Raw genomic sequence first — 16,420 nt, 5'->3', positions numbered from 1 at the left:
TAGACTAATTACAAAAGACTAACTTTTAACATGAAAAGACTTCTACTATTAACCTTTATCCTTGGACTATTTTTCACTGCGCAGGCCCAATTTCCGGGCGGCTTTGGTGGAGGACCAAAAAAATCTACAGTTACCGGACGTATTACTGCCACCATACTTGATTCATTAACCAAAAAACCAATTGATTACGCCACAGTTTCTTTGGTTACTGCAAAAGATAATAAATCTGTAAATGGTGGTGTAACCGATGAAAAAGGTAAACTAAGCTTGCAAAACGTATCGCCGGATTCTTATAAACTAATGATCGGTTTTATGGGTTACAAAACAAAATCTGTTCTGGTTACCACAACTCCGGCAAAACCTGATAACAACATTGGCACAATTTATATCTCAGGATCGGAAAATACTTTGGCCGATGTTCAGATTGAAGGAACAAAAGCGGTTATTGAAAATAAAATCGATAGAATGGTTTACAATGCAGAAGCTGATGGTACAAATGCAGGTGGCGATGCTACAGATGTAATGCGTAAAGTGCCCATGCTTTCAGTAGATCCTACTGGAAACATTCAGCTTCGTGGTGCCGCAGTAAGGGTTTTGATTAATGGTAAGCCATCTGGTACGATGGCAAGTAGCGTAGCTGATGCACTAAAGATGATTCCTGCTGAACAAATTAAAAGCGTAGAGGTAATTACAAGCCCATCTGCTAAATACGACGCGGAAGGTTCTGGCGGTATTATTAATATTATCACAAAAAAATCTAGTGCTCAAGGCGTTTCAGGAAGTGTAAGTGCTGCGGCAGGAACGCGTCAAAATAACGGAGCATTTAATCTAACCGCAAAAACAGGTCGTTTGAGTGTAAATACCAGTTTAGGTACAAACTTGGCTTACGCCCAAGATTCAAGAACATCGTTTGTAACCAATACTATATTCAAGGATGGAACTACCGACAACCGAGTACAGAATGGTGTTTCTAAATGGAGTCGCAATGGTTACAATGGAAGTTTAGGTTTAGATTATGACTTTAATGCTTACAATAACATTAGTACAACAGTTAAATTAAATAACTTTTCTAATGGGGGTCCAGGTTCATCTGAATATACTATCAATAATTTGAAAGCAACCAATATTAGCGACATGGATATGACGTTTAGTAATATGGATTGGAACGTAGATTACCGTAAAACCAGCAAAAAGGAAGGAGAGGAGTTTTCAATTTCTGCACAGCTTTCAACAGGCCGTACCCCAACAAGTTTTAGTAATACATTCATTCCTGATGGTGCCATAACCGGGCAAACGCTGACTAGTAATAATACAGGTAAGAATAATGAATACACAGCTCAAACCGATTACACTTATCCATTTAGTAAGGCTGTAGTTTTAGAGGTTGGGGCTAAAGGTATTTTCAGAGATATTAAAAGCCAGTTTGATGTTTCTGCACAAGATTTTGAATATAACCAAAATGTTGGAGCAGGTTATGGTGTAATCAGCTTCAATTTAACCAAGAAACTACAAGTTAAGGGTGGTTTAAGAGCCGAATACACTCAAATAGATTTCAATACCCAAAGCAGTGGAATCCAAAAAAATGATTACTTCAATCTGTTTCCCAGTGTAATTGTATCTAGAACCCTAAAAGGTAGTACAACCCTTAAATTGAGCTATAACCGCAGGGTACAGAGGCCTACTCAATCTTATTTAAACCCATTCAGAAATACGAGTGATTTGTTTAATGTTCAACAGGGAAATCCGCAGTTAAGCCCAGAGTTGAGTGATAATCTAGAGCTTGGATATTCAACATTTATCAAGGGATCTGTTATCAACGCATCAGTTTTTTATCGCCGTACAGGTGGAGTTATCGAAAGTTCTATCTCTCCAATTCAAGAGTTAAATCCGACAACAAATCAATTGGTTGACAAAACCTTAACCTCATATATCAATGTTGGTACCGCAGAAACCTATGGCTTCAATCTTTTCGCATCGTACAACATTAAACCGAAATGGACCCTGATGACAAATTTTGCTGGAAATACTTATTCAGTAACTAATACCCAAACCAATATCAATACCGGTACATATTTTAATTTCAACTGGTTTATACGCTCTGCTTATGGTTTTGGCAAAGGCTACAATTTTGAGCTTTTTAATGTGATCACCTCGAAAAGACGTACCTATCAAGGTTCAACAGATCCATTCTATATCTATGGGGGATCTATCAAGAAAGATATTTTAAAGAAAAAGGGAAGTATTGGTCTTAATGTGCTAAATCCGTTCACTAAAGATTTACATATAAAAACAGTAAACAATGCGATAAATGCAACAGGTACGATTTACCAAAGTGCTAATATTTATTATCCACTACGTTCATTCGGTGTTAACTTTAGTTATTCATTCGGTAAACTTAAGTTTACAGAGAAGAAAAAGATTAAAAACGACGATGTGAAGCAAGATCAACAGCAGCAAGGTGGTGGTATGGGCGGTGTTCAACAGTAAAAACCCAATCAACATATATATTATAAGTCTTTCCTATAACCTGGAAAGACTTTTTTGTTTAACATGAGGTGGTTATTTAACTTAAACAATAATAATTTAAATAAGCAATTAAATATCTTCCTAATTTTTACTACAAGAATTAAATTCAATGGTTATTTGCGTCATTAACTGTTAATTTATGCGCGTTTTTGCGGGAGATTGCATTTTTGTATCAAAAATTGTACTAAAAATAGCTTCATTGCTCGCGTTTTGTTGCGTGTTCTTGTTTCTAAAAATCTTATATTGCAATTGCTAACACATCCTTAACCTAAATAATCGAGATATGAGAAAAATCTTTACCTCACTTTTTTTTCTGTGCATACTACTTACTGGTCTTTCCGCACTGGCACAGGTAAAAACAGTAACAGGGAAAATAACTTCCGCTGATGACCGGGGTCCGTTACCTGGTGCAAGTATTAAAATCAAGGGAACTTCCACAGGTACCTCAACCGATGGGAACGGTGGTTTTACCATTCAGGTGCCCGCTCCAAATGCAGTACTTGTAATTAGCCTTTTGGGATATAAAACGCAAGAAATTACTGTTGGCAGTAAAACAACAATTAACGCAGTTTTGGCTTCAGATGCTCAGGATCTACAGGAAGTTACCATTTCAACCGCTCTAGGCATTACACGTCAGGCCAAATCACTTGGTTATGCCGCGCAGTCTGTAAAATCCGAAGATCTTAATTACAACCATCAGTCTAACTTGGTAAATGCCTTGCAAGGTAAAATTGCAGGGGCAACCATATCGAGTACAGGTGGTGGCCCTGGCCAGGGAGCCAGTATCCGGATCAGGGGAGTAAACTCCATTGATCCTAATATTTCTGGCGATCCATTGTATGTAATTGATGGGGTACAGATTGACAATTCTACCTCTACAGTTGGTGCAAATCCTGATGGAACCGCTTATGGATCAAGGGGCGTAACCAACAGGGCTTCAGATGTAAATCCTGAAGATATAGAAACCATTAATATTTTAAAGGGAGGTGCCGCAACTGCCCTTTATGGTTTGCGGGGTGCAAATGGCGTGGTGGTAATTACTACCAAAAGGGGCAAGGAGAATGGCGTCAGCGTTAATTTCAACAGCAGTTATGGTTTTGATGAAGTCTTGAAATCGCCAGATGTACAAACAGAATATACCCAGGGCGTTTTAGGCGTATATACGAACCCGCCTGGAGGTATTGGCCCGGCATGGGGCCCAACCATTGCCGAAGCTAAACTGATTGACCCAACACACCCAGATCAGTTATTTAACAATTACGACCGTGCATTTGGTACGGGACAGCAGGTTAAAAACTCAATTTCGGTTACCGGAGGAAGTGATGTTATTAAATTTTTCTCTTCAATTTCGCAGCTGTACCAAAAAGGGATGATGCCAAATACCGATAACAAAAACTTTTCGGGCCGCTTAAATACAGATTTTACCATTAGTCCTAAATTTAAGGCCTCTGTAAATATGAATTTTACCAATTCTGGTGGCTATACCTACAGTGCTGACCGTTTTGGTGAAACTTTGGCCTATTGGTCACCACGTTACGATGTAGCAGATTATCAGAATCCAGATGGTTCGCAAAAATATATTGGTACAAACAATCCAATATGGGGAACAGCAAATAACAGGCTTAAAGGTGATGTAAACCGGTTTATCGGTGGTACCAGCCTAAGTTATGAACCAACAAAGTGGCTTAATTTTTCTTACCGTTTAGGGATTGATACTTATACCGATAACCGTGTGCGCACCGCTCGTGGCCCAATGTATGCCACCGAAGCCATGTACGATAATTTACAGGGTTTTTATGGCGAGTACAATACCAAGTTTAGAACGATCAACAGTACTTTTGTTGCTACGTTAACCTCGAAATTAACTGATGATATTACCGGTACATTAAGACTCGGACAAGAACTTTACGATCGTAAATCCAAGGAGATCGGTACTTTGGGTAGTATCTTAGGTGTTTACAATTTCTTTAACTTAGCCAATGCAGGTGTACTTACACCATCGCAAACCCTGAAACAAAAAAGATTGATCGGTTATTTTGGAGAAGCTACTTTTGATTACAAAAATTACCTTTTCTTAACCTTAACAGGCCGGAATGATATCACTTCAACGCTGCCAAAAGCAAGCAGGTCATTTTTCTATCCCTCAGCAAGTTTAAGTTATGTGTTTTCTGATCAGTTTAAATTGCCTGCGGTAATCAGTCAGGCCAAGTTGCGTTTATCTTATGCAAGAATCGGAAAGGACGCTTCAGAATATTCTACCTTTACCGGGTATTCGCCCTATATTCAGCTACCAACAGGAACAGGTGGTTTAACAATAGCACCAAATCTGGGTAATCCCGATCTTCGGCCTGAGTTTACCAATACTTATGAGGCTGGGTTAGAAATGTCGTTTCTTAAAAACCGCTTAGGCTTTGATTTTACTTATTATTACTCGTTAAGTAAAGATCAGATTATTCAAACGCAGATTTCATCGGCCGTGGGTTATGTAACCAAATCAATCAATGCGGGCGATATTAGAAACAGGGGAGTTGAGCTGGTGCTGAACGGTAAACCAATCGTATCAAAAGATTTCAGGTGGGATGTAAATGTAAACTTTTCAGCAAACAGGAACAGGGTGCTGACTATGCCTAACGGGATATCAGAAATTGTGTATGGTGCCGCAAGAGGATATGGAAATGCCGGGGTATCCATGAAACTGATCCAAGGACAACCATATGGCAATATTTACGGAAGTTATTTTAACCGTTATTATGGAACTACGCCCGAAGATCCGATCGTTCTTGATAAAAATCTGCCCTTGTTAATTGGTGCAAACGGATTTCCGAGTATTTCTGGCGGAAAGCAAAAACTGTTGGGTAATTCGCAACCGAACTATATAATTGGTATGGGCAATACCTTCAAATACAAAAATTTCAGCTTAAATGTATTGTTTGATGCCCGTTTAGGATTTGAAAAATACAACTGGTTAGAAGATTTTTATACCGCTTTCGGTTTACCTGATTACACTACAGACAGAAGAACGGTAAAAGTGTTTGATGGCGTTTTGGCCAATGGGCAACCGAATACTAAACCAGTATATATGGGGCAGAGAATTGGGCCTGACGGGGTTGATTATGGTGAAGGATATTACCGCATTTATTACCGTAATGTTTCTGAACCTTTTGTAAGCGATGCCTCATGGGTACGTTTACGTTCGGCAAGTTTAACCTATAACTTACCTGAAAACTGGTTGCCGGCAAAATCAATCAAAAATGCTTCATTATCCGTTACCGGAAATAATTTATGGTTGTGGACAAAATATTACGGTGTAGATCCAGAATCGAGCTCTTACGATTCGGGTAGCAATAATGATGGTTCTGCCGGATTTACCTATCCATCGGCCCGTACAATCATGTTCACCCTTAATGTTGGTTTTTAAAAAGAATTACGATGCAAAAAAATATAAAATATACATTGTGCGCAGCTTTAATTGCAACACTAGCTTTGCAAAGCTGTAAAGACAGTTATTTCGATAAGTTGTCTGATAATCCGAATCAGGTACCTACAGCTACATTGAGTACCTTGCTGGCTACATCAACGTATAAAATTGGAAATAACAATTATTTTATTGGAAGTGTTGTTGCCCCTTACGTGCAGTATATTGCCAGTCCGTCAGCAAATGGTGCAGCAGATACCTACCAATCAATTGATTTTACAGGTACCTGGGATGCACTCTATTTTGCCATGGCCGATGCCAATGAGCTTAAAAAACTTGCCATAGCACAGGGATCAAGTGAATATAAAGGTGTGGCGGATGTAATTATTGCTTACAACCTTAGTTTGGTTAATGATTTATGGGGAGATGCACCATTTTCGCAGGCATTCGACATCAACAACCTTAAACCTAAATATGATAAACAACAGGAAGTTTATACACAGGCCCTTGCGCTTTTAGATGAAGCCATTGTTGAACTTTCCAAAACCAATGCAACAATAAAGCTGGCACCCACCAGCGATTTAATTTACGGAAAATCTACTGCTGAGCGGGCAAACTGGTTAAAAATGGCTTATGCACTAAAAGCAAGGTTATTAATTAAATTAAGTAAAACCAGTTCGTATAACCCGGCAGCGGTTATTGCAGCATTAAGCAATTCGTTTACCGCTAATGCAGATGATGCTGGTATGGCCACTTTTAAAGAGCGAAACCCATGGGCTAATGTGGCTTTGTTAAATACACAACAATCATTAGGTGGATGGCTTTCTGAGCAGTTGATTGATGCTTTAAATGGTAAAACTTTTGGCGTTTTTGACCCGCGTATAGAAAAGATTACAGATAAAACGATAAACAATACCTACATCGGTACCATTAATGGCGCAGGCAACAGGCTCCCGGGTGCCAACACAACTAAAGATGAATGTTACATTTCTGCCAATTCACCGTGGACAAGCAACACCGCACCGATACTTATTGTAACTTATGCAGAGCTTAAATTTATCGAAGCAGAAGCGTATTTCGATACTGATAAAACCAAAGCTTCCGCAGCTTATTTAGCTGGTATTAGTGCCAATATGGATAAATTTACGGTATCTACCGCGGCAAGAGATGCTTATTTAGCCGATCCTGTAGTTAATGTGGGGGCTAATGCTTTAACAAAAGACCTCATTTTTAAAGAAAAATACATTGCAACCTACTTAAATCCTGAAGCGTGGAATGATGCCCGCCGTTTCGATTACAAATACAAGGATTTTACTCCGCCAGTTAATAATTCGCTTACCACCTACATCCGCCGATTGGATTATCCGCAAGGAGAAAGAAGCAAAAACGGAGCAAACGTTCCGGTAGATGTGTTAAGAACAACCAAACTGTGGTGGGATCAGTAACAATCTTATAAAAAATAGTTTTTCAAGCCCTAATCATCTAATGGTTAGGGCTTTTTTTTATAATTTATCTCAAAATCACCGGCAATGAAAAAATCACTGTTTATAATTTTTCTATTACTATCAGCCTCAAAAATATTTGCACAGTCTTTTAGCTTAAAATCTGTTTTATCTTATCCTTTTCCAACACAATTGGTGGCAGCTCCTGTAGGTGCTAAAATTGCCTGGGCTGCAAATGAGCAAGGAAAAAGAAACATTTATACAGCAGAGGCACCCGATTATAAAGCAATAAAAATTACCGGTTACATTGATGATGACGGGCAGGAAATTAGCAGTTTATCTATCTCTCCCGATGGAAAATGGATTGTATTTGTGCGCGGTGGAGATCACGGTGGCCGCGATGCGAGCCCGGTTAACGCAAACTCATCTGCAATAGCACCCAAAGTACAGGTGTTTGCTATTCCTTTCGGTGGAGGCAAATTAATTACCATTGGCGAAGGCGATAACCCTGTAATTTCACCCAATAGCGGGCAGGTGCTTTTTTCCAAAGCCGGTCAGGTAATGATTGGTACATTGGATGGTACGTCTGCATCGAAAAGTTTATTTTATGCAAAAGGGATTAATGGGGCCTATAAATGGTCGCCTGATGGGAAGAAAATAGCGTTCATTTCCAACCGCACTGATCATGCTTTCCTGGGTATTTATACCGATGAGCAAAGTCCGGTTCAATGGTTATTGCCTTCTTTTTCCAAAGATAGTGCGCCGGTATGGTCACCTGACGGAAATGATATTGCTTTTATCAGAACCCCAGGTGCAGGTGGTGAAACAGATTCAATTTTAACAAAAAAGCATCAGCCCTGGGCCATCTTTACAGTTAATGTAATTACCGGAGCTGGAAAACAAATCTGGAAAGCACCCGAAACATTAAGAGGCTCTTTCCCTTCAGTTGATGGTGGAGCAAATTTATTGTGGGCTGAGGGGAAGATCATTTTTACTTCTTATGAAGATGGCTGGCCCCATCTTTATGCTATAAATGCCGATGGAACCAACCGTTTATTGCTTACCCCAGGAGAATTTGCTGTAGAAAACGTGAAATTAAGTGCCGATAAAAAAACTTTGGTTTTTGCGGCCAATAAGGGAGGTAATGCTGATGATCTTGATAGGCGGCATATTTATAAAGTTTCGGTTGATAAGCCCGATATGCAAATTTTAACACCCGGAAAAGGCATAGAGGCTTACCCGGTAATTGGCGGGGATAACAAAACAGTTTTCTGCTTAAGTTCTACTGCCGAACGACCATTGTTGCCTGTAATTATCAGGGATAAACAGCGCTTAAATCTGATTGGCGAATCGCTTTTGCCAACTGATTTTCCGCTTAAAGAAATGGTTGCACCGAAACATGTTAATTTTAAAGCTCCCGATGGAAAAACAGTTTACGGACAATTGTTTACACCAAAAAAGGTGATTAAAAACCATCCTGCAATTGTTTATGTACATGGCGGACCGCAAAGGCAGATGTTTTTAGGCTGGAATCCGATGGATTATTATTCAATAGATTATGCTTTAAACCAATATCTGGTTAACATGGGTTTTACAGTGCTTTCAGTAAATTATCGTTTGGGCATAGGTTACGGCTACGAATTTCACAAACCTTTAAATGCAGGCGCGCAAGGTGCATCAGAATATCAAGACATTAAAGCAGCAGGCGAATGGCTGGCTCAGCAAGCGAATGTTGATAAAAACAAAATCGGAATTTATGGCGGTTCTTACGGTGGGTACTTAACTGCACTGGCATTGGGAAAAGATTCGGAATTATTTGCCGCAGGTGTAGATATTCATGGCGTAAACAATAGATTTTCCAATCAGGATGCGGAAGGTAAAAAGGCAGCTCCCGATGCACAACTCGCCGCAAAGGTAGCCGAAGAATCATCGCCGGTAAGTTATATTGCAACGTGGACTTCTCCTACACTGATTATACATGCAGATGATGACCGCAATGTGGCATTTAATCAAAGTGTGGATCTTGCGAAACGTTTTGAAGATAAAAAATTCGATTTTGAGTTTTTGGCCATTCCCGATGATACCCACCACTGGATGAAATTTTCGAATGGCTTAAAGGTGAGTGAGGCTACGGCCGATTTTTTGAAAAGGAAATTGATGGATAAGAAGTAAATCTGCTTACTGACATAAACAGTCAAGAGCATCCGCATAGCTGAGCAGTTGTATTAGCCAGAGGTGCTGTCGTGATTTAAATTTTTGGTAAAAATAACACTTTTAGTACGTGCATTTATGGTATCAATTGTGAATGCTTTAGCGTTTAAGGTGCCTAGTTTCTATCACTTTTTAATCCTTTTTAAAATCATCAAACTTAAAGGGTTAAATGAGTAACCAGATATGTTATTTTGTAGCATCACCACAGATTGGTCGTAAAATAATGGTACAACCGGTGAATAATCCATTACCATCTGATCCATTTTACGATAAAGTTCAAATCTTTTTTCGTTATCAGTTTCATAATAGCTTTTTTCAAAGAGCCGATCGAATTCCTTGTTGTAAAAAGCGGTGTAGTTTGGCCCGTTAGGCACTTTGTTTTTTGAGTAAAACATGGAAAGGAAATTTTCGCCATCGCCATAATCAGCCAGCCACGAGCCTCGGAAAAAGTTCACATTATTTTTCGACATTAAATCTCTCAGGCTGGCACTCGGACTTACATCAATTTTAGTTTTAATGCCAATCGCAGTAAGTTCGCCCTGAATAAATTCGATGAGATCTTTATAAGTAGTGGTGGTATTCAGTTTTACTTCAGCAAGGCCTTTACCTTCAGGATAACCAGCTTCCTCTAAAAGTTTAGCGGCAAGTTTTGGGTTGTAAGCATAACCATGAACAGCGGCACTATCGAAACCAGGCATTCCTTTAGGGATAAAACCAGATGTTGCTGCAACACCGATTCCGTTTCTTAGGTATTTAATCAGTCGATCGCGATCAATTGAATAGTTTATCGCCTGTCGGATTTTTTTTAAGCGCAGTGGTGAATTTTTAACAATAGAAAGGTTGGTATCAACCAATATCCCTACATATTCTGTGCATAAGTACGGGCTTTTAGTGAGCGTAAATTTGCCCTTGTATTTTGAAGTCATTTTTCCGCTTTTCGTTAAAATATCATCTCGATAACTCCCGTCCACGTTGTAATAGAAATCCAGGTCTTTTTTTAAAAAACTCATAAATCCACTTTGTTTATCGGTAATAAAGCTGGCTTTTACGGCATCAAGATAAGGCAAGGGCTTTCCATTGGCGTCTTTCTCGAAATAATGGTCATTTTTGAGTAAGACTAAAATCTCACCTTCTTTCCAATATTTAAACCTGAAAGGGCCTGTGCCCACCGGGTGACTTCTAAAATCTTTGCCATAATGTTCCACAATTTCTTTCGGTACCACAGAACAATATTGTGTAGTGAGCAAACTCATAAACGGTGGGAAAGGGCGCACCAGTTTAATTTGAAATGTAGAATCATTTAAAGCAATAAAATTATGTTCATCTTTTACCTTATCGCTAAAAATCCATCCACCAGATGAGGCCACCTTAGGATCGATTAAGCGATAAAAACTATATACAAAGTCGCTGGCAACAACTTTTCTTCCCTTACCGTTTTTAAATATAGGGTCGTTATGAAAGTAAATATCATTACGCAGATTAAAAGTGTAGGTGAGTGCGTCTTCAGAAATCTGCCAGCTTTTTGCGATACATGGAACGGTTTGTAATGAAGAATCTATCTGCACTAAACCGTTAAATATCTGGTTCGTCATCCAGATGGCGTTCTGGTTACGCGCAAAAGCAGGATCTATAGAAGTTAAACCCTGATCGAGATTAATATTAAAGATTTTTTTGTCGTTATGTGCTGTGTTTTCCTTGCAGGAAAAGATGATAGTTAAACAAAAAATCCAAAATATATACTTAATTGAGCCTCGCATGCGGTAAGGAATGTTATTTTTGCACAAATTAATAAATTTAATGCAGATGTCTTTTTTAAACGATTTATTTATTGGCCTTGATGCCGCTCAACAAGAAGAATTACAGGAACGTTTAGATTTAGTGGAGCACAAGATTAAATTTATGGATAAAACGCCTGTTGCCTGTCTCGATACAGATAATAATCCGGTTTATTTCCTGTCAGAAGAACTCTCAGTAGCAGGCGGAATGGTAGAAACTGATATTTTAAGTGCTGTTTTTATCATTTATTACCAACCGGGCAAAACCCTGACCGATTTAATGAGAGAAGTTCCTGCTGCATTAAATACAGATTGGCAAGCCGTACAAAACAACCGCATCATTTTATTAAATGATGATGTAAACCGCGAAAAAACTGCCGAAAATGCGGTAGCACTTGTAGAAGATATTGCAGAAATGCTGCACCCCGGTTCTTTCATTTTCGGCCACGAAGGTGATAAATGGATTAGGTTTGGTGCTTAACGTCATTTGCTTCAAAGGCAAGTTAATTTTGTCACCTTTAAAAATGTTTCTGCTAGATAGTAGCTCTGACAGCACAAGTACAATTCACCTATATTTCCTTAATCTGGTATTCTTCAATTTTACGGTAAAGGGTGGTTAAGCCTATCCCCAATAATCGTGATGTTTCTGTTTTATTGCCCTTGGTATGAACGAGCACTTTTTGGATATGCTGTTTTTCTACCTGTTGTAGGTTATAATCGTCTGCTACCGGTGCAAATTCAAAAAATTCGGGAGGAAGCGCAGTGGCACTTAGTTGATCTCCATCAGATAAAATGACTAAACGCTCAATTACGTTTTTAAGCTCACGGATATTTCCTTTCCAGCTATGATCACTTAAAATGGAAAGTATTTTATCATCCATTTTTGGGGTAGCGCGGTTAACCTTATCGGCAAACTCCTTTAAGTAGTGTTTCGCCAATGCAGGTATATCTGATTTTCGCTCACGCAGTGGAGGTAAAATGATGGTGAAAACTGAAAGCCGGTAATAAAGATCTGAGCGGAATTTCCCAGAAGCGGCATCAGCCTTTAAATCTTTATTTGTTGCTGCTAAAATCCGTACGTTTACCTGTTGTGTTTGCGTATCGCCTACTTTAATAAAAGTCTGGCTTTCCAGTACACGTAATAATTTGGCCTGGAGATCAAGGTTCATTTCACCGATTTCATCCAATAATAATGTTCCGCCGTTGGCTTCTTCAAGTAAGCCTTTTTTATCTTTATTTGCCCCTGTAAAAGCCCCTGCCTTATAACCAAACAGTTCGCTTTCCAGTAAATCAGGACTAAAACCACTGCAGTTTAATGCAACAAAGGGTTTTGCTGCCCGCGGACTTTCATAATGAATGGATTGTGCAAAAACTTCTTTACCTGTTCCGGTTTCGCCCAATAGTAAAACAGTGGTATCGGTGGCACTAACTTTTTTTGCCAGGTCAATGGCTTCTTTTAATGCTTTTGACTGACCAATAATCGTTTCGAAGCTATGTTTTTTTGCAATTTTATTTTCCAGGTCAGAAACCCTGCGCTGTAAATTTGATTTATCCATCGCCCTGTACAAAAGCGGTATAATTTTATCGTTATCGTCGCCTTTTACAAGATAATCGAAAGCTCCGTTTTTTATTGCTAAAACGCCATCGGCTATTGTACCATAAGCCGTAAGGTTAATGATTTCTACATATGGCTTAATGGCTTTAATATCTTTAACCAAAGCAACACCGTTAACATCAGGCAGTTTTACATCGCTGATTACAATGCTTACATCGTTGTTTTTTAGTAGTTTAAGTCCATCTTTTCCTGTATTTGCTTGCAAGGTTTTAAAGCCTTCAAGTTCTATAATCCTGGAAAGTAAACTGCAGATTTTTTTTTCATCATCAATGATGAGCACCATGCCATTCATAGGTAAAATTTATGCTGCAATATTAAGTATAAAAATACCGAAAGATTAAATGATTTTTCCTCGGTTTGTGTTTGCATATAAGATTTCATTCCCCGGTCTGTGTCCCCGCAGACCGAAACAGGAATATTTTAGTTTGATATTAAAATAAAGCGGTCTGTGGGAATACAGACCACGGATTTATATTTCAACACGATCGTCATTCTCGCGCATCTAAGAATCTTAATGCGGATGCAAGGTTTCATTTCCTCGGTCTGTGTCCGCACAGACCGAAATAAAAATATTATTGCATTGATTTAAAAAATAGAGCGGTCTGTGGGGACACAGACCACGGGTTTATATTCAACACGGTCGTCATTCTCGCGCATGCGGGAATCTTAATGCGGATGCAAGGTTTCATTCCTAGGTCTGTGTCCGCACAGACCGAAATAGGAATATTTCTAGTTTGATTTTAAAAAGTAGAACGGTCTGTGTAGCCACTGACCACGGGTTTATATTTAAAGAGTTCTAAAAACTAAATAAGCTTATACTGACAAATACATGTTTACACGAGCTTAAACATTAAACTCAATACCTAAAACTCCCTATTCCAAACTAAATTGTACCTTTTTCGTTTCCGAGGCCTTAAAGTAAAAGCTTTTTAAGCATATTTGATTTTTGCAACACAAATTCTATGTTTAAGAAACTAATCGCAATAATTATACTTTGCTTTCCGGTAATTTTTTGTGCTGCCCAACAGGTGCGCCCGGCAAAATCTTCGGAAATTTATAGAGAAATCAAAACTTTAAAGCACTTGCCAAAGGTTTTATATCTGGCGGCCCATCCGGATGATGAAAATACAGGTTTACTATCGTGGTTAATTAATGAGCAAAATGTAGAAACCGGTTATCTATCACTTACAAGGGGTGATGGCGGACAAAACCTTTTGGGTACAGAACAAGGTGCGGCCTTAGGCCTGATCAGAACGCATGAGCTTTTAGAAGCTCGGAGATTGGATGGTGCACAGCAATTTTTTACCAGGGCGATTGATTTCGGTTTTTCTAAAAATACAAACGACACTTTTAAACAGTGGGATGCCGATAGCATTACAGCAGATGTGGTATGGGTAATTAGAAAATTCAGACCGGATGTAATTATTTGCCGTTTTCCACCTACAGCTGCTGCAGGTCATGGTCAACATGCTGCATCTGCTGTTGTAGCCGAAAAAGCTTTTAAAGCTGCGGCCGATAAAGATATGTTTCCAAATCAGCTCAAGTATGTTTCCGTTTGGCAGCCAAAAAGATTGTTATGGAATACTTTTAGGTTTGGTTCTGTAAATACTACTTCCGAAAATCAAATAAAAGCCACAGTTGGCCAGTACGATGCACAGCTGGGGATGGGTTATGGTGAGTTGGCAGGTTTAAGTAGAAGTTTGCACAAAAGTCAGGGAGCAGGTACACAATCAGTTGCCGGTGTACGTGCTGAATATTTTACAAATGTTTTGGGCGAGCCTGCAAAAAGAACTCTTTTTGATGGTTTAAGTCTTAACTGGTCTGACAAAGGAACTGGCGATATTGACGAACTGATTGATATTATCCTGCTATCTTTTAATTACAACCAACCTGATAAGAGTTTGCATGGTTTATTGATGTTGAGAAAGAAGATTGCCGAATTACAGGATGTAGCTCTGAGAAAAGATAAGCTGGTAGCTATTGACAATATTATTTTAAGTTGTGTAGGTTTTATGGGTGAAGTTGTAACCAACCAACCTGAAGCCATTGCTGGTAATGGCTATAATTTCCGTTTAAATTTAATTTCGAGGTCTGCTACTCCGATTACTGTAGAAAATGTAAACTGGTTGAATCAAACAGATAATTTGAACCGAAAACTTGATAACGACTCGTTGATTACCATTGAACGAAAAATACAGATTCCTGCAGATGCTTCGCCCACAGAGCCGTATTGGCTGTCCAAACCAGCTAAAAATACAGCAACTTTCAGTGTAGCAAACGATACGCTGATCGGATTGCCCGAAATGCAATCGCCACTGAATGTATTGGTATCTTTAAAAATAGAAAATGAGAAATTTGACATCAGATTGCCTTTATCCTATAAAAAGCTAGATCCTGTTAAAGGTGATGTAGTAGAGCCGTTGCGCATTATACCTCTGCTGGATTTAAGTTTTAGCGAACCTGTTTATTTTGCTAAAGAAAAAGAATCGTTAAACGTTAGTCTCCGCTTAAAAGCCAATAAGAATATTAATTATGGTAAGGTGAGTTTCAAGATCGGAAACCAGATAGTGAAGACTTTTCAAGGCATTAACCTAGCCGAAAACACCATTACCACCAAAGATTTCTTAATCCCGGTTGAAGATTTAGCCAAAATTAAAACCAGTCAAAATAAGCTCGAAGCTGTTTTTTCATCAGAAGCAAATGAATATTCGAGGGGGCAAGTACTTATTCAATATCCACATTTGCCAACATTACAGTATTTTGTTCCGGCCACAACATGGTTAATTAAAGGCGACGTAAAAGTGCTGGCCAAAAAAATAGGTTACATTGAAGGTGCGGGAGATCTGATTCCTGAGTTTTTAAGGCAGGCAGGTTTACAGGTTGATGTTTTAACCGAAGCAGATATTCTAAATACAACAAAACTGGCAAGTTATGATGCTGTGGTAACAGGTGTGAGGGTTATCAATACCGAAAAACGAATTAAAAACTGGCAAACTGCACTGCGTAGCTATGTAGAAAACGGAGGCACTATCGTAATGCAATATAATACCACTCAGGATATGGCCTTGCAAGATTTCGGCATTTATCCATTCTCCATCAGCGGTAAAAGAGTAACTGAAGAAAACGCTGAGGTTAAACTCTTAAATCCCAATCACAAACTCCTTAATTCTCCTAATAAAATTACTTCAGATGATTTTAAAGGTTGGGTGCAGGAGCGCGGAGCTTATTTCCCCGATCAATGGGATGCTAAATATGAGCCGCTTTTTGAAATGCACGATACCGGTGAAGAACCGCTTCAGGGATCAACATTATATGCTAAATATGGAAAAGGAAACTTTATTTATACTCCCTTAGCCTTTTTTAGGCAATTGCCAGCTGGCAATGTGGGCGCAGCAAGGCTTTTCTTTAACTTTTTGTCTGCCGGTAAATGATGAAA

Annotated in this window: 8 protein-coding genes; 6 read left to right on the top strand and 2 right to left on the bottom strand. The window is 39.0% G+C overall.

The window, feature by feature from the left end; genetic code table 11:
• Positions 1–30: 30 nt before the first annotated feature.
• From ASE74_RS16450 to ASE74_RS16435, 4 genes are all read left to right on the top strand, one after another.
• A complete protein-coding gene (locus ASE74_RS16450) occupies positions 31–2,487 on the top strand; it encodes a TonB-dependent receptor domain-containing protein (RefSeq protein WP_055911299.1) in 2,457 nt (818 codons plus the stop codon).
• A gap of 322 nt (positions 2,488–2,809) precedes the next feature.
• Positions 2,810–5,944, top strand: coding sequence for a SusC/RagA family TonB-linked outer membrane protein (locus ASE74_RS16445; RefSeq protein WP_055911297.1), 3,135 nt, complete (start codon positions 2,810–2,812; stop codon positions 5,942–5,944).
• An 11-nt stretch (positions 5,945–5,955) separates the two neighbouring features.
• Entirely contained in the window at positions 5,956–7,386 is a 1,431-nt protein-coding gene (locus tag ASE74_RS16440) for a SusD/RagB family nutrient-binding outer membrane lipoprotein (protein ID WP_055911295.1), read from the top strand.
• Positions 7,387–7,470: 84 nt separating this feature from the next.
• Complete coding sequence (locus ASE74_RS16435) at positions 7,471–9,555, top strand: prolyl oligopeptidase family serine peptidase (protein WP_055911291.1); 2,085 nt, start codon at positions 7,471–7,473, stop codon at positions 9,553–9,555.
• A gap of 164 nt (positions 9,556–9,719) precedes the next feature.
• Here ASE74_RS16435 and ASE74_RS16430 read toward each other — a convergent pair whose 3' ends face one another.
• On the bottom strand, positions 9,720–11,186 hold the full coding sequence (locus ASE74_RS16430) for an ABC transporter substrate-binding protein (RefSeq protein ID WP_235526136.1): 1,467 nt from the start codon (positions 11,184–11,186) through the stop codon (positions 9,720–9,722).
• 211 nt (positions 11,187–11,397) lie between these two features.
• On the opposite strand from ASE74_RS16430, the gene ASE74_RS16425 reads away from it, so the two are divergent.
• Positions 11,398–11,850, top strand: a complete 453-nt coding sequence (locus tag ASE74_RS16425) for a hypothetical protein (protein WP_055911287.1) — start codon at positions 11,398–11,400, stop codon at positions 11,848–11,850.
• 88 nt (positions 11,851–11,938) lie between these two features.
• Here the strand turns inward: ASE74_RS16425 and ASE74_RS16420 are convergent, their stop codons facing one another.
• A complete protein-coding gene (locus ASE74_RS16420) occupies positions 11,939–13,276 on the bottom strand; it encodes a sigma-54 dependent transcriptional regulator (RefSeq protein ID WP_055911285.1) in 1,338 nt (445 codons plus the stop codon).
• Positions 13,277–13,946: 670 nt separating this feature from the next.
• On the opposite strand from ASE74_RS16420, the gene ASE74_RS16415 reads away from it, so the two are divergent.
• Positions 13,947–16,415, top strand: a complete 2,469-nt coding sequence (locus tag ASE74_RS16415) for a PIG-L family deacetylase (RefSeq protein ID WP_055911282.1) — start codon at positions 13,947–13,949, stop codon at positions 16,413–16,415.
• Positions 16,416–16,420 lie beyond the last annotated feature (5 nt).

Origin of the sequence: Pedobacter sp. Leaf216 (assembly GCF_001421515.1) — a bacterium.
Taxonomy (GTDB): Bacteria; Bacteroidota; Bacteroidia; order Sphingobacteriales; family Sphingobacteriaceae; genus Pedobacter.
Note: the sequence above shows the minus strand (reverse complement) of the source record. Positions and strands in the feature narration are given on the sequence as shown.

What these genes read in the sequence shown, in the direction of transcription:
- ASE74_RS16445 (WP_055911297.1), top strand. Translation starts at nt 2,810, where the DNA reads ATGAGAAAAATCTTTACCTCACTTTTTTTTCTGTGCATACTACTTACT.
- ASE74_RS16435 (WP_055911291.1), top strand. Translation starts at nt 7,471, where the DNA reads ATGAAAAAATCACTGTTTATAATTTTTCTATTACTATCAGCCTCAAAA.
- ASE74_RS16415 (WP_055911282.1), top strand. Translation starts at nt 13,947, where the DNA reads ATGTTTAAGAAACTAATCGCAATAATTATACTTTGCTTTCCGGTAATT.
- ASE74_RS16430 (WP_235526136.1), bottom strand. Translation starts at nt 11,186, where the DNA reads ATGACGAACCAGATATTTAACGGTTTAGTGCAGATAGATTCTTCATTA.
- ASE74_RS16425 (WP_055911287.1), top strand. Translation starts at nt 11,398, where the DNA reads ATGTCTTTTTTAAACGATTTATTTATTGGCCTTGATGCCGCTCAACAA.
- ASE74_RS16440 (WP_055911295.1), top strand. Translation starts at nt 5,956, where the DNA reads ATGCAAAAAAATATAAAATATACATTGTGCGCAGCTTTAATTGCAACA.
- ASE74_RS16420 (WP_055911285.1), bottom strand. Translation starts at nt 13,276, where the DNA reads ATGAATGGCATGGTGCTCATCATTGATGATGAAAAAAAAATCTGCAGT.
- ASE74_RS16450 (WP_055911299.1), top strand. Translation starts at nt 31, where the DNA reads ATGAAAAGACTTCTACTATTAACCTTTATCCTTGGACTATTTTTCACT.